16 protein-coding genes are annotated in these 18,044 nt (G+C 60.1%); 14 read left to right on the top strand and 2 right to left on the bottom strand.

Going from position 1 to position 18,044, the window contains the following annotated elements; genetic code table 11:
* The first annotated feature begins 27 nt into the window (after positions 1-27).
* The 6 genes from YUA_RS0116090 to YUA_RS44060 all read left to right on the top strand — a co-directional run bounded on the left by YUA_RS0116090 (position 28) and on the right by YUA_RS44060 (position 7,166).
* A complete protein-coding gene (locus YUA_RS0116090) occupies positions 28-2,016 on the top strand; it encodes a conjugal transfer protein TraG (RefSeq protein ID WP_027531641.1) in 1,989 nt (662 codons plus the stop codon).
* Between the two features lie 8 nt (positions 2,017-2,024).
* Positions 2,025-2,450: a CopG family transcriptional regulator gene (locus YUA_RS0116095; protein ID WP_027531642.1), complete on the top strand. Its 426-nt coding sequence runs from the start codon at positions 2,025-2,027 to the stop codon at positions 2,448-2,450.
* A 135-nt stretch (positions 2,451-2,585) separates the two neighbouring features.
* A complete protein-coding gene (locus YUA_RS49995) occupies positions 2,586-3,134 on the top strand; it encodes a hypothetical protein (RefSeq protein WP_156947138.1) in 549 nt (182 codons plus the stop codon).
* On the top strand, positions 3,094-4,551 hold the full coding sequence (locus YUA_RS0116105; protein WP_084292624.1) for an MFS transporter: 1,458 nt from the start codon (positions 3,094-3,096) through the stop codon (positions 4,549-4,551). The genes YUA_RS49995 and YUA_RS0116105 overlap by 41 nt, the downstream gene beginning before the upstream one ends.
* 545 nt (positions 4,552-5,096) lie before the next feature.
* Positions 5,097-6,005: a sigma factor-like helix-turn-helix DNA-binding protein gene (locus YUA_RS44055; RefSeq protein WP_371259887.1), complete on the top strand. Its 909-nt coding sequence runs from the start codon at positions 5,097-5,099 to the stop codon at positions 6,003-6,005.
* A gap of 429 nt (positions 6,006-6,434) precedes the next feature.
* The gene (locus YUA_RS44060; RefSeq protein WP_051383193.1) at positions 6,435-7,166 is read left to right on the top strand and encodes a GntR family transcriptional regulator; all 732 of its coding nucleotides are present in this window, start codon (positions 6,435-6,437) and stop codon (positions 7,164-7,166) included.
* Between the two features lie 178 nt (positions 7,167-7,344).
* Here the strand turns inward: YUA_RS44060 and YUA_RS0116120 are convergent, their stop codons facing one another.
* On the bottom strand, positions 7,345-8,511 hold the full coding sequence (locus YUA_RS0116120; protein WP_027531645.1) for a Gfo/Idh/MocA family protein: 1,167 nt from the start codon (positions 8,509-8,511) through the stop codon (positions 7,345-7,347).
* Between the two features lie 967 nt (positions 8,512-9,478).
* Here YUA_RS0116120 and YUA_RS0116130 point away from each other — a divergent pair.
* From YUA_RS0116130 to hisD, 8 genes are all read left to right on the top strand, one after another.
* Positions 9,479-10,513, top strand: coding sequence for a zinc-binding dehydrogenase (locus tag YUA_RS0116130; protein WP_051383194.1), 1,035 nt, complete (start codon positions 9,479-9,481; stop codon positions 10,511-10,513).
* Complete coding sequence (locus tag YUA_RS0116135; RefSeq protein ID WP_027531648.1) at positions 10,510-11,223, top strand: glucose 1-dehydrogenase; 714 nt, start codon at positions 10,510-10,512, stop codon at positions 11,221-11,223. The genes YUA_RS0116130 and YUA_RS0116135 overlap by 4 nt, the downstream gene beginning before the upstream one ends.
* Positions 11,224-11,246: 23 nt before the next feature.
* Positions 11,247-12,053, top strand: a complete 807-nt coding sequence (locus YUA_RS46880; protein ID WP_051383195.1) for a cupin domain-containing protein — start codon at positions 11,247-11,249, stop codon at positions 12,051-12,053.
* A complete protein-coding gene (locus tag YUA_RS44075; protein ID WP_051383196.1) occupies positions 12,050-12,865 on the top strand; it encodes an SDR family oxidoreductase in 816 nt (271 codons plus the stop codon). Before YUA_RS46880 ends, YUA_RS44075 begins: the two co-directional genes overlap by 4 nt.
* Positions 12,866-13,060: 195 nt before the next feature.
* A complete protein-coding gene (locus YUA_RS0116155; RefSeq protein ID WP_245285179.1) occupies positions 13,061-13,768 on the top strand; it encodes a fumarylacetoacetate hydrolase family protein in 708 nt (235 codons plus the stop codon).
* Positions 13,769-13,786: 18 nt separating this feature from the next.
* Positions 13,787-14,755, top strand: a complete 969-nt coding sequence (locus tag YUA_RS0116160) for a VOC family protein (RefSeq protein ID WP_027531650.1) — start codon at positions 13,787-13,789, stop codon at positions 14,753-14,755.
* 77 nt (positions 14,756-14,832) lie between these two features.
* The gene (locus YUA_RS0116165) at positions 14,833-15,558 is read left to right on the top strand and encodes an SDR family NAD(P)-dependent oxidoreductase (RefSeq protein ID WP_245285180.1); all 726 of its coding nucleotides are present in this window, start codon (positions 14,833-14,835) and stop codon (positions 15,556-15,558) included.
* A 45-nt stretch (positions 15,559-15,603) separates the two neighbouring features.
* Positions 15,604-16,914, top strand: coding sequence for a histidinol dehydrogenase (gene hisD, locus YUA_RS0116170; protein ID WP_027531652.1), 1,311 nt, complete (start codon positions 15,604-15,606; stop codon positions 16,912-16,914).
* Between the two features lie 360 nt (positions 16,915-17,274).
* Here the strand turns inward: hisD and YUA_RS0116175 are convergent, their stop codons facing one another.
* Complete coding sequence (locus YUA_RS0116175; RefSeq protein ID WP_027531653.1) at positions 17,275-17,898, bottom strand: NUDIX hydrolase; 624 nt, start codon at positions 17,896-17,898, stop codon at positions 17,275-17,277.
* Between the last annotated feature and the right edge of the window lie 146 nt (positions 17,899-18,044).

An 18,044-nucleotide genomic window follows, 5' to 3' on the forward strand; every position in this document is an offset into this window, starting at 1 on the left:
TAACTCAGTTGCGGAAGGGCGTTCGGCATGTCCGGAACCAAGATCCTCTGGGGGCAGGTGATCGTTGTCGGCCTGATCGTTTTGCTCGCCATCTGGGGAGCAACCGAGTGGACGGCCTGGCGGCTCGCCTGGCAACCGGAGCTTGGGCGGCCCTGGTTCGAATTGTCAGGTTTCAAAATCTATGACCCCCCGATCTTCTTCTGGTGGTGGTTCGTCTACGACGCCTATGCGCCGCAGGTTTTTGTCGAGGGTGCCTTCATCGCGGCGTCGGGCACCTTCATTTCGATTGCGGTGGCGATCGGCATGTCGGTCTGGCGAGCACGTGAGGCGAAGAACGTCGAGACCTATGGTTCGGCGCGCTGGGCCAATCCTGAGGAGGTGAGAGCGGCTGGGCTTCTCAGTCCGGATGGCGTGGTGCTCGGCAAGCTTGACCATGACTACCTTCGCCATGACGGACCGGAACACGTGTTGTGTTTCGCACCCACCCGGTCCGGCAAAGGCGTCGGTCTTGTCGTGCCCTCGCTGCTGGCCTGGCCGGGTTCGGCCATCGTTCACGACATCAAGGGCGAGAACTGGCAACTGACTGCCGGCTTCCGCTCGCGGCATGGCCGCGTCCTGTTGTTCGATCCGACCAACCCAAAGTCCTCAGCTTACAATCCGCTCCTCGAGGTCCGGCGCGGGGAATGGGAGGTTCGCGACGTCCAGAACGTCGCCGACGTCCTGGTCGACCCCGAAGGCTCGCTGGACAAACGGAACCACTGGGAGAAGACCAGTCATTCGCTCCTGGTCGGCGCCATCCTCCACGTCCTCTATGCTGAGACCGACAAGACCCTGGGTGGCGTAGCCGCCTTTCTCTCCGATCCGAGGCGGCCGATCGAGGCGACGCTAAAGGCAATGATGACCACGCCACACCTTGGCGAACAGGGCGCCCATCCCGTGGTCGCCTCGACCGCGCGCGAGCTCCTGAACAAATCGGAGAATGAGCGCTCCGGCGTCCTGTCCACCGCCATGTCGTTCCTCGGACTCTACCGCGATCCCGTGGTGGCCCAGGTGACCTCCCGTTGCGACTGGCGGATCGCCGACCTGATCGCCGATCGCCGTCCGACCTCGCTTTACCTTGTGGTGCCGCCCTCCGATATCTCGCGGACCAAACCGTTGATCCGCCTGGTGCTAAACCAGATCGGCCGACGGCTGACCGAGGACTTGCACGCCCGTGATCGCCGGCATCGAGTCCTGATGATGCTCGACGAATTCCCGGCGCTGGGGCGGCTCGATTTCTTCGAGTCCGCGCTCGCCTTCATGGCGGGTTACGGCATCAAGAGTTTTTTGATCGCCCAATCGCTCAATCAGATCGAGAAGGCTTACGGGCCGAACAACGCGATCCTCGACAACTGCCACGTCCGCGTCAGCTTCGCGACCAACGACGAGCGGACGGCCAAGCGGGTGTCCGACGCTTTGGGTACGGCGACCGAGATGAGGGCGATGAAGAACTATGCGGGGCACAGGTTGAACCCCTGGCTGGGGCACCTCATGGTCTCGCGCCAGGAGACGGCGAGGCCGCTGCTAACCCCGGGAGAAGTCATGCAACTCCCGCCAATGGATGAGATCGTCATGGTGGCGGGCACGCCGCCGATCCGAGCCAAGAAAGCCCGCTACTATGAGGATCGGCGGTTTACCGAGCGGGTCTTGCCTCCCCCCGATCCGGCGTCGTCGGGGCGATCATCGCGTACGGATGGATGGTCAACGCAGGGAATGCTGACGCCGGCGACGGGGCCTACCGACAAATCCGCGCGAGCAGGGGAAGACACGGCGAACGGTGGTCTTCGCCGAGAGCCCGAACTGCCCGATCACGTTGCGATCGTCAAGGAGACGACCGAGCCGACGCCGGCAGAGGAGTTTGCGGTCGTTCTTGACGACGACGAGGACGCGGTCCGTCAGTCCCGGCTCATACGTCAACAAATGCGGGGTGTCGCCCGCCAAGTCGCGCTCGACCCGAATGACGGCATGGAGTTGTGAGAACTACCATGCGCGACCGGATGAACGTGTATTTCCCGCCGGAGCTTCTGAAGCAGATCTCGGATCTCGCCGATCGCAAGAAGCTCTCCCGGTCAGCGATCGTGGAAGCGGCCGTTGCTTCCTTTCTGTCACCGGATGGCGCCGACATGCGGGAGGCCGCGTTCACCCGTCGCCTCGATCGGCTATCGCGTCAGATGCAGAGGTTGGAGCGTGACGTTGGTTTGACGGCCGAGACCTTGGCCCTCTTCATCCGGTTCTGGCTGACGATTACCCCACCGTTGCCCAACGACGCGCAGGCGGCCGCGCAGATAAAGGGCAGGGAGCGCTTTGAAGGATTCGTCGAAGCCCTCGGGCGCCGTTTGCAAAAGGGGCAAAGCTTTCTGCGCGAGATTCCAGAAGATATCGTCCGTCAGGAGACGGGCGGCGAAACCTGACTGAGCCTTGTAAGCAAGCTGTCTCGCCGGTCCTTCTTTTTCTACGCCAGCCCACGATCGCAGCAATTTGGCCAAGCCGACGAAAGCCGGCTGCGCTATCGCCTCGAAAGAACTGAGCGCGGGGGAAGGGACAGCATGCAGATTTCAAATGAGCTGGCCGAGCGGCTAGAAACTGTTGCCCGTCTCAACGGAGTGGATCAAGCCGAAATCATTGAGCAGGCGCTCGATGGGCTTCTCGCCCTGAAAGGCGGCCCTGGCAACGCAAACCCGCTTCGGGGGCGCCTGAATTCGATTGAGGACCAACTCAATCGGATTGAGCGCAATCTCAAGATCGTGAATGAAGTTGCGGCGCTGCACGTCCGATATCATCTCACCGTTACGCCGTCCTTGCCTCAATCAGAGCAGCGAGCAGCCTGTCAGCTCGGCTTCGAGCGGTTTGAAGTGCTTGCTGAACGGGTGAGCAGGCGAGTTGAGCAGGATCAGCCGCTCTTACAGGAGACGATTAGTCGACTTGGCGCGACCAAGTTCGAGAGCTCTGAAGATGACGTTGAAATCCGCGTTACTTCCGTTGTCGCAGAAGACGAGCGCGTCACCGTAAAAGCAGAGTCCGAGCTAGCCGCTGTCGCCCAGGAGGGCGACGGCAATGGTAACTTTCGCACCGGGTTACAAAACCCGTTCTGCTGATCGATCCAAGGATACAGCAAGCTCTGGAGTTCACAGAGCGCCGGAGAGTTCCGCGCCAGCCAAAAATGGGCACGCTTCGACGCGGCAGCCGGCAGAAACGTGGCGCCTCATCGCGTACGTTTTCCTTCCGTTTGCCGCCGGATACTATCTTTCCTATCTGTTCCGAACGATCAACGCTCTGATCTCTGACCGTCTCACCTTGGAAACCGGGATTGGTACCGCCGACCTCGGATTGCTTACGTCCGTCTATTTCCTGATCTTCGCGGCTGCCCAAATCCCCATAGGCATAATGTTGGACCGCTTTGGTCCACGTCGCGTCCAGAGTGCGCTGCTGCTGGTCGCTGCTGCCGGTGCAGGACTATTTGCGATGTCAACAGGATTGCTGTCGCTCTTGATTGCACGAACAATGATCGGGCTCGGTGTGGCGGCGGCGTTGACAGCTGGCTTGAAGTCGATCGTCCTCTGGTTCCCTACGGAACGAGTGGCCCTGCTTAACGGCTATATGATCATGCTGGGGTCGCTCGGTGCGGTGACCGCAACGGCGCCCGCCGAGTACCTACTCGCCTGGATGGGGTGGCGAGAGCTCTTTGTAATCCTGGCGACCGCGACCGCTGCCACGGCCATGCTCATCTATGTTGTGGTTCCTGAGCGAGTTACCCTTCCATCAGCAGCATCAATGTCCGTCACCCTTAGCTCCGTTTTCGGCGATAAGCGGTTCTGGCGGATTGCCCCGTTATCGGCGACCTGCGTTGGGTCGGCTTGGTCTCTGCAGGGATTGTGGGCATCGCCGTGGCTGACGGACGTGGAGGGCTTTGATCGGGCAAGTCTCGTTGGACATATGTTCATAATGTCGGTCGTGCTGAGCGGCGGTGCCTGGTTGTTCGGTACGACGGTCCACTACTTCAGACGAAGAGGAGTCGGAGCGGAGACAATATTGGCGATGGTCGCAGTGCTGTTCATTGCAGCCGAGTTGGCCTTAATCCTGCGCGCGCCTCTCCCGTCCATCTTGCCGTGGTCCATTGTCGCAATTGTCGGCACGGCAACCGTGGTCAGCTTCGCGGTTATAGCTAATTACTTTCCGCCGGAGCTTACGGGTCGTGCGAATGGCGCCTTGAACGTTCTGCACTTCGGTTGGGCGTTTTTGGCTCAATACGCGACGGGCCTGATTCTGGAGCAGTGGTCCTGCGGGGACGACCATAGGTCCATCCTGGCGTATCAAGTCGCGTTTGGTCTCAACGTAGCACTGCAGATCGCAGCATTGGCCTGGTTTGCGCTACCTTGGTTCCGCTACTTCACCCGGTGGATCCGTTCATGTCCCTTCATTATGGCAGTGAACACTTCCGATGTAATCGGACCTGATCATTTGTCCGAGCAAACGGTCGGACAAATGCTCGTGGATGACGATGCGGAGTGGTGAGTAGCGACTCGTCAACGTGCTCAAGAAATTATGTTCCCGTCCGCTTGGTCCGAAGGCGAAGGAATTGCCCCGCAGCAGCGAAATATCGCGAAGGGCCAAAGGCCGGAAGCCTTCAATGGCTCGGGCCCTGTTCCGCGGGAGCGCGCCAAGGCCACGTGATCAAGGCGACCTGGCGGCGCTTTGCAAAGAATTCACGACTGTGAGCCGCTGCTCCCAAATTTATTCGCGGCCAGACGGGAATAGGACGCGCCCGCGCCACGTCACCTCCTCAACGCAACGCCCTACGGTGTTGCCGAAGTCGGCGCCGCGGTCGCCCTGTTTCCCATGAATGGAGAATCGAAATGCCCGTTGAAAAATCACGACGCACTGCTCTCGTACTCGCAACCTTGGTCAGCGCCATCGCACTTGGCGCCCAGCCCCCCCGCCGCATACGCAAAACCTATTCTTGACGCCCACGAGAGTATCGCCCGGTCTGGTGCGCAAGCACATCGAGATGGTTATGCCTTCTTTCACGCGCCTCGAGTCAGATCATTTACACCAGCGCCATGTATCAGGATGTCCTGAACAAGCTCGCAAGACTTCCCGGAGACCAGCGTGCCGTACTGCTGCTTGTTGCGGTCGAGGACCTCTCTTATGCGGATGCCGCCAACGTGCTCGACATTCCCGTGGGCACGGTGATGTCGCGGCTTTCCCGGGCGCGCGAAAGACTGCAACAGGAGATCGAGGGGATTACGGACAATATATCGGACCAACGTCGTATCACTATGGAGCGGGAAATGAGCCATCGGCCGATCACGGAAGATGATCTCCACGCCTATGTGGATCGTGTCCTCGAGCCGGAGCGCCAGGCAGAAGTCGTCGACTATCTGGGCGAGCATCCGGACGTCGCCAAACGCGTCGCCGCGTTCACTGGTCAGCGGGACCTGTTGCGCGCAGCACTCGCGCCGGTCGCCGAAGAACCGCTGCCGCCGGAGCTCAATCTGTCGCGAATCATCGAGAACCGCGCGCGACGGCCTTCGGTGATCCCTTGGGCGATGGCGGCAATGCTGTTGCTGAGCATCGGCGGTCTGGGCGGCTGGGCCGTACGCGGCGCGCTGCAGGCGTCTCCGGGCGGATTGGTTGCGCTCGCTCAGGAGGCGGCTGTTTCGTATAACGTCTACGCACCGGACCACGTCCGACCCGTCGAGATTCGCGCATCCGACTCTGGCCAACTCGTACAGTGGGTCTCCGACCGGCTGCATCGGCCTGTCAAGGTGCCGGATCTGACCACCTCGGGCTACCGGCTGATGGGAGGGCGCCTTGTCGCCACCTCGCACGGGCCCGCTGCGATGTTCATGTATGATGATGACCGCGGCAGTCGGATGGTCGTGCTGACTCGACCGATGAGCAGTGCGGACCAGAATGCGCCAATGACGTCCCAATCGCAGGGCGATGTTGGAGGCCTTGCCTGGTAGACGACGGCGTCGGCTATAGTCTAGTCGGCCACGCCGCCTCGGAGTCCTTGCGACCAATCGCGAACGAGGTGCGCAAGCAGGTTCGCGCGCTCTAAGCTTCGACTGACCCTTCCGAATCAGATGGCATGGCGCGGCATGGACCGGCAGGACCGACGTGACACGCGTTGCCGCAAGCACCCGATGGAGGCCGGACTTGAGCCGAGGCGGGATTGTTAAGGCCGATGCAACGGTATGCCTGGCGACGGTAGAATTTCGATTGGCTACTCCTAGAGAGCCGGGCCAGTTGCGGCGCGTCCGGACTTGGGTTTTTCGTTACTTTGGGGTTTTTCCTTACTTTCGTGGCATTTGGCGGGGGTTCGGAGCTGGCGCCGACAGCGCGATGCATTATAATATGGCTTATGCATTTTTGCGGGGAGGCGCAGGCGCGACATGGTCACGAAGGCCGGGCAACAAAGAGGTCGGACGGATGCGATGGACGTGTACGGTCTTGTGCGGGGAGAGATCCTCGCGTGCCGTATCCGTCCCGGAACGCGCCTAAAGATACAGGACCTATGTGCGCAGCACGACGTGAGCAATGGCGCAGTCCGGGAGGCGCTATCGCGGCTGGCGTCGGAGGGTCTCGTGTTGTTTGAGCCTCAAAAAGGCTACAGCGCGATGCCCGTCTCCAAACAGGAACTGCTGGATTTGACCGAGGCGCGGATCCAAATCGAAAGCCTTTGCATCCAGCTCGCTCTCAAGAACCGCACGGTAGATTGGGAATCAGCGATCGTGGCGGCATTCTACCGCTTGAGCAAAATTCCGGAGCGGAGTCCTGGCGACAACTCGCAATTGAACGAGCAATGGTCGATAGCCCATTCCGCTTTCCACCATTCTCTCGTGGCCGCCTGTCCCGTCATGCACCTGCTGCGCGTTCGAAGGCATTTGTTTGAGCAGTCCGAAAGATACCGGAGATTTTCGGTCCCGCTGCGACGGTCCGACCGCGACGTCGAGCAGGAACACTTGGAGATCAAGGACGCAGTGCTCGCTGGCGATGTCGGCCTCTCGACCGGACTGATACGCGATCATCTGTCCCGGACGACCCAAATCTTGCTCGATTCCGGGCAATTGGACGAGGAGGAATCGAGTCGCGCATTCGTGTTGGAAAGCGCAGGGGCCACCTAAGGGAGGGGTTGGTCCCGGCCGCCAGACGCCGAGATGGAACGATGCAAAAAAGACCCGACCTCTGATGAGGTCGGGTCAGAGGTGCGGCAGGTCGGGGAGGAATACTGCCGCGTGCGGCGTTGCTTGCGGGTCGGCTTGGATGTTCTTGGGCTGAGCGAGCGTCCTTACGCGACTTCGCTTAATTCCTCACTTTCTCCCACCGGCGCGAATTGTGGGACGCTAAGCAAGCATCAACGAGGGCGACGATGCGTTTTGCGTCGGCGAACGTCGGCCATTTCGGCTCCCCGTTAGCTACCGACCTGATGACCTCGCCGACCTCCAGCGATTTCACTTCGTTGAAGCCGATGCCGAAATTGGGAAGCGGCAAGAACCGCGCGTAGTCCGGCCACTCCGGGCCGACGTCGATCGCTCTGAAGCCTTGGCGGCCTCTTGCATCGGAGGAACTGAAGACGTTTAACCGAGCGATCTGGTCGTAGTCGTACGTGATCGAGCCTTTCGTTCCATAGATCTCGTAACGTTGGAGGAAGCGCCGCCCGCTTGCAATCCGGCTGAAGTCGACCGTGCCGACCGCGCCATTGGCGAACCGACAAATGACCATGCCGACGTCCGGGTTTGTGACCGCCCTTGTAGCATTCGTGGCATTTGCCTGGACCGGGTCTCCGTACCTTGCGCCGGCGAGGTGCGGTCGCTTCGAGTGGATAATCGGGCAATGCGCAATGACCTCGTCGACCGTTCCCACGAGATAGTCCATGAAGCTGAATATGTGGGAGCCTGTGTCGCCGACCACGCCTGTGGGAGCACGGTTTGCATCGAGGCGCCAGATAAAAGGAGCGAGCGGATCTGCCAGGCTGTCCACGTGCTGGGCGGCTTTGAATAATGTGACCTCGCCGATCTCCCCCGATGCCATGATGTCCTTTGCCAGGGCATGCACGGGATTGACGGGGAAGTTGTGCCCAACCCGTGTGACTACACCCTTAACAGCGGCGAGCGAGACCAACTCCTCAGCCTCGTCGAGCGTGTTGGTAAAGGGCTTCTCGCAATAGACATGCTTGCCTGCTTCCAGCGAGGCCTTCGCCACCTCGTAGTGAAGGGCGTCCGGAAGGCAGATGTCCACCAGATCGACCTGAGGATCCTCGATGGCCGCGCGCCAGTCGACGCCACGGCATTCTGCGCCGAATTGTTGTGCTACGTGCCGTGTACCTTGTTCTGAGTTGCCTACCAGCCAGCGAAGCGTGACTTCGACCGGGAGGTCGGGGAAGATCCGCGTTAGGTCCGCATAGACGCTGCAATGCGAACGTCCCATCCATCCGTAGGCACCGAGCACAGCAACCCCGATCCTCTTCATCTCCCTCTCCGTCGACCCGGATAGACATTGCGCCTTGGGCCAGAGCAAAAACGCCAGTGGTGGGGTCTGAGCCCTGATGCCTTCGTGCGCGGCGTAGTAGAGCGGAATCGAAGGAATGTGCCACGTCGATGCTCGGGTTCGTTGCCGGTCACGCCATCAACGGACATGTGGAACTGATCACAAACGCTTTCCGCGCTGCTGACGCTGGGCGCGATCATGATGACGACCTCGATATCGCCGCCGCGCGACCGCTTCGTAGTTGGTGTGAGTCTAGTGCTGAGCAATTCATCTCCACGGACGTCGCCGGATCCACCCTTATCGTCTGATCGAGCATGACCACCCCAAATTGTGCACTATCTTCTTTTTGATCTGCTTACAATTGAAAAACGCACTATTGACAACAAAATGCATTTCAGCGATTCTGCGTCCTGTCGGGGCTCGTTGCTGCGAGGCCGAATGGAGGCGACGACCAGTGCCAGGCCACGCGAAAACTGGAGGAAACCGTGATTTTCAGATCGGGCGATTTGGATGGCACGGTATCGACTGCCGCCGCGGACGCGGAGGGCGGAGTGCGAGCTGATGCTGCGGCCGCCAGGTTCGGGGGCGATCCAAGCGGGTCCGCGCTCACGACGGCCCGCGGCAGTAGCGCCGTGGGCCGTTCTCCTCGGCGTAGGCCAGATGTCGGCCGGGGAAGATCGACCGAGGAAACGGCGCGATGCTCTGGTTGTCGATCCCGTCAACTCCGATCAACCGATTCTTTTTCGGCTCGGGGTGACGAGACCGCTATGCGGCTAAAATCTTCGTCGGCTGACGGTCCGGCGCGGCGGAGGGGACGCACCTTTATGACGCGTCAGCTGCATAGCTGGTCACTTGCACAACCGCCGCCTCAAGACGGGCGGAAAAAGCAATGTAGGACCCGGCCCATGCAAGCATGGAAGACATGAGAGAGCAACGGAGGAACCATTCTATGCAGACAAAGCACGAGATGGAGGCGCTGCAGATTACAGCGCCCAACAAGATCTTGCACACCAAGCTCGCGGTGCCAGAGCCGAAGGACGGCGAAATTCTAATCAAGACAGCCTTCGTCGGCATCTGCGGAACCGACGTGCACCTGTGGCTAGGCAAGAGCTTCTACTATGACTATGGCTTTCTGAAATTTCCATTCGTCTTCGGTCATGAATACACCGGCACTGTAATCGCCTCGCGAGGCGTCAACGGCTTTCGCGAAGGCGACCGCGTCGTTGGGCACTGCATGGTGGAGTGCCATCTCTGCGACAATTGCCGGAAGGGAAGGCGGCATCTCTGTCGGAACCTGAAGGAAGTCGGGTTGCGCTACATTCCCGGAGCCGCCAGCGAATATCTTTGCGTTCCGGCCTACGCCGTTACGAGGGTCCCAGACAATCTTCCGCTCAAGGCAGCTACGCTGGTCGAACCGACCGTCACTGCCTATCACGCCGTTGAACGTGCGCAGGTCCGTACCGACGACAAGGTGGCCGTGATCGGTACCGGAACACTCGGTTTACTTGCTCTCATGATTGCGAAGCTGACGGCAGAGAGTGTCGACGTTATCGGCCTCGAACAAAGTGAGCTCGAATACGCAAAGGTGCTTGGCGCCGATCGCGCTCTTCGGCCCGAAGAGGCCCCAGAGAACGGCTACTCGGTCGTGATCGAAGCCTCCGGCGCAGCACCTACCCTCGGTCTCGCCGCGCGCATCCTCGATCTTGGAGGGCGCTGTTCGCTCATCGGCGTCATAAACAGGCCAGCGGTGGAGTTCATTCCATCTCTCGTGACGCTAAAAGATCAAACGTTCCATGGGATTCTTCATGGCTTGGATTACTATCCCCAGACTGTGCAACTCTTCGCATCGGGCCGGTTGGATCCTACCAAGCTGATCGCGGACGTGCGCCGGCCCACCGCCGCGCCGGGAATGTTCCAAGCAATGGTTTCGCCGAACCGCAGCAAGCCGAAGTACGTCATCGAATTCGCGGGAGAGAAGGTATGAGGCTTGCGGACAAAGTCGCGATTGTCACCGGCGCGGCTAGCGGGATCGGCAGAGCGGTCGCGGACCTCTTTGCCGAGCACGGAGCGACTGTTTACGCGACGGACCTCGATGAACGCGACGGGTCCGAACGCATAGTTTCGGTTCGGCAGGACGTCAGCGTGGAATCTGAGTGGTCCGCTCTCATCGCTCGGATCGAGCGCGAGCAAGGTCGCCTCGATGTGCTGGTCAACAACGCGGGCATCGTCGGCAGTTACGATTCGATTACTGACGTCGCGATGGCCGACTACCACCGCATTATCGCGGTCAACCAGACCGGCTTCTTTCTGGGCATGAGGTGCGCGATCCCGCTAATGCAACGCGGAGGGAAGGGCTCGATCGTCAACGTTTCGAGCATCTGGGGCCTCATCGGGGCCGTCGGTGTGGCGGCCTATCAGGCGAGCAAGGGCGCGGTGACTACGCTTACCAAGAATGCCGCCCTAACCTATGCACCGGTGATCCGGGCGAACTCGCTTCATCCCGGCGCGATCCTGACCCGCATCATAGAAAAGCAAGACCATGCGCTGAACCAGCAACTCATCGCCGACACACCACTCGGTCGCATGGCCGAACCTCGAGAAGTCGCTTACGCGGCCCTCTATTTGGCCAGTGACGAGTCCGCGTTCGTAACGGGAGCCGAACTCGTTATCGATGGCGGCTACACGATCCGATAATTGAACGAAATCGTAGGTGAAAAATGAAAAAGATTTCCGTCTCTGCCGCTCCGGCGTTGACTGACCTTCATCCGGACTTGACCGGCGCAGCAGTCCGTATGCTCATAAATGCGGACACGGTCGGTTCGCATCGCGGAATGTTGTCAATCGCGGAATTCCAGCCGGGCGGTCAGCACAAGCTTCACCGCCACCCCAACGCTGATCAGATATCCTATTTGTTAAGTGGCGAAGGCGAGCACCTGACCGCGAACGGACCGGTGCCGGTCAAAGCGGGAGATACGACACATGCGTCCCGTAACGAGTGGCACGGGTTTCGGAACACGGGAAGTGGTAACGCCGTGCTTGTGTCCGTCTATAGCCCTGCCGCAACGTCGGGCGATACCGGGTACGAGAGCTATGCTGGCGAAATCGACCGCTCACGCGAGCCGCAGGTTGCAAAGACGAGTCTTTCGAAGTTGCAAGGTGACGCGGCGCTTGACGCAGACGCGGGCTTTATTGGGCTCGGAGTGTTTTGGCTCGCCACGAAGGATACGATTGGATCGAAAGGCTTCCTACTGGGGGCCAGCACGTTCGAGCCCGGCGGCCTCCACGAGCATCATCGTCATCCCAACGGTGACGAATTTCTTTTCATCCTGGAGGGAGGCGGAGAGCACTTGACGCCCGACGGAGCTGTGCCGCTCGTCGCCGGCGAGATCGCATACATTCCGGCCGGCGAGTATCATGGCTACAAGAATAAGGAAGGCGTTTTGACAAAAACGCTGTTTGGATACTTCGGCCCGGGAAACCTGGAAGAAGCCGGGTATGAGGTTCGCGATGAGGGCGCACGATGACGCCCGTTGCTGTTGTAACCGGAGGTAGTTCCGGGATCGGCCGGGCCACGGCCGCAAAGCTCGCGAGCCGCGGTTACGACGTGGCGTTCACGTACAACAGAGGGCGGGAGCGAGCGTCGACGCTCGCCGAGGAGATTGGTCGCATCGGCAGGCGAGCCCTGCCGATCAATCTTGACGTGCGCCGCCCGGAACAGGCTGCTTCCGTCTTCGACGAGATTGCGACCAAGCTCGGTCATGTTGACGTGCTTGTTAACAACGCGGGCGTCAACCACAGGCGGAACTTCCTCGACCTTCCGCTTGGGGAGTGGCAAGAGGTCATCACGACGAACCTGACCGGCGCATTTGCATGCGCCCAGGCCGCTGCCAAACTCATGGTTTCCCAGAAGCGTGGCGGTGCGATCGTGAACGTCACAAGCATCCTGGAGCGTGAACCCCTCGAAGGCGGCGTCGCCTACTGCGTCTCCAAAGGTGGGCTCCGCCAGTTGACGCGTGTCATGGCTCTCGAACTCGCCCAATACGGCATCCGCGTGAACGGAGTTGCGCCAGGGGAGACGGCAACCCCCATGAACTTTGCGACCGCCGTGGACGCCTCGGAGATCCGACGGCCGGTTATTCCACTCGGCCGGCCAGCATACTCGGATGAGATCGCGTCCGTCATCGAGTTCTTGGTGTCTGACGCGGCCAAGTACGTCACGGGCGACGTTATCTTGGTCGACGGGGGGCTGGCGCTTCATTCAGGGCCGCAATCCTTGCAGAAGGCCGTTGGCCGTCCCGAATCCGCCGACGGCGGATTCAGCGGATCGGGTGTCTAGAAAAAGAGGGTTTCCAGGATGCGATTCGCAATCTTTAGGCGTGGAGACGTTCGAGGGACGGCGCTCATTGAGGCGGGCGTTTGGCGCGGACTTCTGGCAACGGATGCTCGGTATCCGGGCGATCTGGACGATCTCATGCGCGAAGGTGAAAGTGCTTGGGGCCGAGCCGCCGCAGTCCTCCGCGAGGCGCCCAAGATGACCGACGAGGGCGTCGTCTATGAGCCGCCGTTCTCGCGACCCGGCAAGATTATCTGCGTCGGGCTCAACTACAGCGACCACACGGCGGAAACCCACTACGAGCAGCCGAACTATCCGACGCTCTTCGCTCGCTTCACAACGAGTTTGATCGGACACGGCGTGCCGATCGTCCGCCCGCGCGTATCGCACGCGTTGGATTTCGAAGGTGAACTGGTGGCCGTCGTCGGCAAAGCTGGGCGCCATGTCGCCAAGAGCGACGCGCTCTCAGTCATTGCCGGCTATTCGATCTTTAATGACGGTTCGCTGCGAGATTTCCAGCATAAGACGCCACAATGGACGGTCGGTAAGAATTTCGACGGCACGGGAGCTTTCGGCCCCATATTCGTCACCGCCGATGAGTTGCCGCCTGGTGCGACAGGGCTAAAGCTGGAGACCCGGCTGAATGGCATGGTTGTCCAGTCCTCCAACACCGATCGGCTCATATTCGACGTTGCCACTCTCGTTGCCACCATCAGTGAAGCAGTCACACTGGAACCGGGCGATCTCATAGTGACCGGCACGCCCTCGGGTATCGGCCATTCGCGCAATCCCAAGCTCTACATGTGCCCGGGCGACGTCATCGAGGTCGAAATCGAGAGCATTGGCTTGCTTCGAAACGGGGTCGTTGATGAGATGCCCAGTCGCGCGCAAGTTGCCTCGGCTTGAGCCGGTGAGGAGGTTCGGATGACACAGATCAAGCGACAATATGGTCCCGCCCGGCGCCCGGGCGAACTCGGCGTCCATTCACTCGATCACTTCGCACTGACCGTCCCCGACATGGAAAAGGCCCGCGCGTTTTACGAGGCGTTCGGCCTAGACGCTCGATCCGAAGGAAATGCGCTGGGTCTTCAAACCTTCAACGGTTTGCAACGCTGGGGTTTGTTGATCGAAGGTCCGACGAAACGAATGCATCATCTGTCGTTCGGGGTCTTCGAGGACGAACTCGACCTTTTCAAGCGGCACGTCGAGAGCGTGGGCGTCGCATTGCTCGATCCACCCGCCGGCATACCGTCAAATGGCTTGTGGTTCCGCGACCACGATGGGATGTTGATCGAACTGCGGGCTGCGCCGAAGACATCCCCTGACGCGAAAAGCTCAGGTCAGTTTCAATCTTCGCCGCCAGGTGTTGCGGGAGCCCCGAAGCGGAGCCAATCGCCGTTCATCAGGCCCACGCGCTTGGCGCATTGCCTTTTGTTCACACGGGACGTTCCGAGTGCCGTCTCGTTCTACAGCCGGGTTCTCGGCCTGCGGCTGTCCGATCGCTCCGGCGACGATATTGCGTTCATGCATGGGATCCATGGCAGCGATCACCATCTGATCGCCTTCGCCCGATCGAACGCTCCGGGTCTTCATCATTGCAGCTGGGATGTACGGTCCCTTGACGAGATCGGCTTGGGCGCCATGCAAATGGTCGGCAAAGGGTATCGGGATGGATGGGGGCTGGGGCGCCACGTGTTGGGATCCAATTACTTCCATTACGTCCGGGATCCTTGGGGCAGCTATTCTGAATACTCCTGCGATATGGATTACATTCCGGTCGACCAGAATTGGATAGCCGGCAATCACGACGCGGAAGACGCGTTCTATGTTTGGGGTCCGAACCCGCCGCAGGATTGGACTCACAATCACGAAGCCGATCAGCAGAAGAGATGAAGGCCATGCTTGGCCCATCGTCGGGGCGATCGGCAGCCCCATTCGACATGCGACCATCGGCTCGACCGTTATCGGGTATGACCATCCTGGTCACCGGTGCCTCTAGCGGTATCGGTCGTGCGGTGTCCGCATCTGTTGCGGCCGCCGGCGGTGATCTCGTTCTGGTGGCGCGAAGCGAGGCGCAACTTCTCGAACTCAAGCGGGAGGTCGAGACCGAGTATGGAACTACGGCGGATACGTCGGTCGTCGACATCACCGACGTTAATGAACTGTCGCGCCGCCTAGCGGCGGTCCCTTCGCTCCACGGCCTTGTGAACTGCGCCGGCTGCAACATTCCTCAGGCGATCGAGTCGGTGACCGAAGACAGCTTCGACCAGATTTTCTCGTTGAATGTGAGGGCTGCTTTCTTCGCCGTTCAGGGCTGCCTAGATAAGTTTAAGGCGGCGGGCGGCGGCGCAGTGGTGAACGTATCGTCCCAGATGGGGCACGTCGGCGCTGCTCGCCGAACCGTCTACTGCGCGTCTAAACATGCAGTTGAAGGGATGACGAAGGCCATGGCGGTCGAACTTGCGCCTCACGGCATTCGGGTCAACTCGGTGTGCCCGACATTCGTGTCGACGCCGATGACGGAGTCCATGTTCAAAGATCCGCAGTTTTTGCGGGAGGTCACCTCAAAGATCCCCTTGGGGAGGATCGGCACGGCTGCCGAGGTGGCTGCCGCGGTGGTCTTTCTGCTTTCGCCTGCAGCAAGCTTGATCACGGGTGCCAGCCTTCTCTTGGATGGCGGGTGGACGGCTCAGTAACACGTCACTTGAAGCGAGCACCGCTCAAAAAGAAGGAGAGAACGTATGATCCGTGTCCTCAAACACGGCCGGGATCCATCGGCTGCCGCGAACGATGACGCTCGCGTAAAGGCCGCCGTAGAACAGATCCTCGCCGATATCGCCACACGGGGCGATGCGGCGGTCTGCGAGTACTCGAAGAAGTTCGACGACTGGTCGCCCGCATCATTTCGACTATCATCTGGCGAGATCGAAGCATGCATCGCCCAGGTGGAGCGTCGCGACCTCGACGATATCGCGTTCGCTCAAAAGCAGATACGCAACTTCGCAGAGGTCCAAAAGGCGGCTTTGAAGGACGTCGAGGTCGAGACCCTGCCCGGCGTAGTCCTTGGCCACAAAAACATCCCCATGAATTCTGTGGGCTGCTACATCCCAGGCGGGAAATACCCGCTGTTGGCCTCCGCCCATATGGGCGTGCTCACTGCCAAGGTAGCAGGCGTAAAGCGGGTTGTCGCGATGACTCCGCCGTTCAAGGGTAAGCCGGCTCCGGCCGTCATCGCGGCGATGGCCATGGCGGGGGCGGACGAAATCCACGTACTCGGGGGGATTCAAGCCGTTGCGGCTATGGCGCTCGGAACCGAGACGATCGGCAAGGTCGATTTCCTCGTCGGGCCGGGTAACGCCTACGTGGCCGAAGCCAAACGGCAGCTCTATGGACGCGTCGGGATTGACCTATTTGCGGGACCTACCGAAACGCTGGTCATCGCCGACGACAGTGTCGACGGCGAGATCTGCGCTACCGACCTGCTCGGCCAAGCCGAACATGGTCCAAACTCGCCGGCGATTCTACTGACAAATTCCGAGGCGCTTGCGCGCGCAACAATGGAGGAGATTGAGCGGTTGCTCGGGCTCCTCCCAACGGCGCCCATCGCTCGACAAGCATGGCACGACTACGGTCGCGTCATTGTATGCGACTCGATCGACGAGATGGTCCAGGAAGCCGATCGGATCGCTTCCGAGCATGTCCAGGTCATGACGAGGGATCCCAACTATTTCCTCGAGCGCATGACGAACTATGGCGCTTTGTTTCTCGGCTCACGCACCAACGTCGCCTATGGGGACAAGGTCATAGGTACGAACCACACACTGCCCACCCAAGGCGCCGCGCGATACACTGGCGGACTTTGGGTTGGCAAGTTCCTCAAGACCTGCACCTATCAGAAGGTTCTCACTGACGAAGCCTCTGCGCATATCGGCGAATACTGCTCCCGTCTGTGCATGTTGGAGGGCTTCGTGGGCCACGCGGAGCAGGCCAATGTAAGGGTACGACGTTTCGGACGGCGGAACGTCGGTTACGGCGAGGCAGCCGGCTACTAGAACGCTGCGACATCGATCTCCGCCGCCTGTCCGTCATCCGGTGGGTAGAGCTTAAGCTCCTGGCTTCGACGACGACGTCGAAGCCAAGGCCGGCCACGCAATGACGTGGCTACCACCCGCGGTTCGTTCCGCACTGTTCCGAGCATTCATCGATTTTCCAGGGCGCCCGTGCCCTTATTGCCCAGTCAAGGCAGTCAAACTCCCTTGAGAGAGGGTAACGCAATCGACCAAGCCTGCACTCGCGCGCCCGCGACCTACAATGTATAAAAAAGCTGCGCGATGAGGAGAACAGGCGTGAATGCGGTGCGGATTGGTCCAGTCACGCCGCGCAGAGAATCTTCGGAGCGTTTCGTGCGGCGTCTAGTCGTAGTCTGTTGGCAAATCCGGCGATCGGAGGTGTGTGAACATGCGTTCGATCTGGTAGTCAAGTACCCGATCGACTGATAGAGGCGGCAACTTGTCAGGATCAAAGAAGGCAGCGGACTCGGTCTCCGCACCAGGCGCCGTCGTCCCTCCGACAATCTCGCAAATGAAGAACATTTTGTAGATGTGAAAAGCATAGGGCGGGACATGAGGATGCCTCGCGCGATCATACACCGCCGCGAGCTTTCTAGGCACTACTTCCAACCCAGCCTCATCGAGCACTTCAGCAATCACACATTCTCGCGGAGACTGATTGACATCCGCCCATCCGCCAGGAAGTGCCCATCGGCCCGCGTCGGCGCGCTCCTGCACGAGAAGAATCTGCCCATTCTTGAAAACTGCGCCTCTGACATCGACTTTAGGTGTGGCGTAGCCAATCTGTTCACTGAACAGCCTATCCAAAAATTCCGGCTCGATACCGGCAGACTCCCCTATCATTCGCGCTGCGAGTTGGCGAAGGCGCTCGTAACGTTGATGATCGTGCGCGTCTTTCGCGTAAGCGAGCCCGATCTGCGCAATAGCTTGAATTTCTCGCCCCCAAACAAGCCACTTAGGCTCCATTTTTGCACTCCTCGTCGTAACGGATCCTACCGAGTCCCAACGTTCGCCTAGGGCTTCGACAATGGGCCCATCAGAGCTCCACGTTTAAAGGCACCATTGCATAGCTTGTCAATTTGATTTAGATCTCGACGGCTAACCGAAAGGGG

It is taken from the genome of Bradyrhizobium sp. WSM3983, assembly GCF_000473045.1.
In the GTDB taxonomy this organism is placed as follows: domain Bacteria; phylum Pseudomonadota; class Alphaproteobacteria; order Rhizobiales; family Xanthobacteraceae; genus Bradyrhizobium.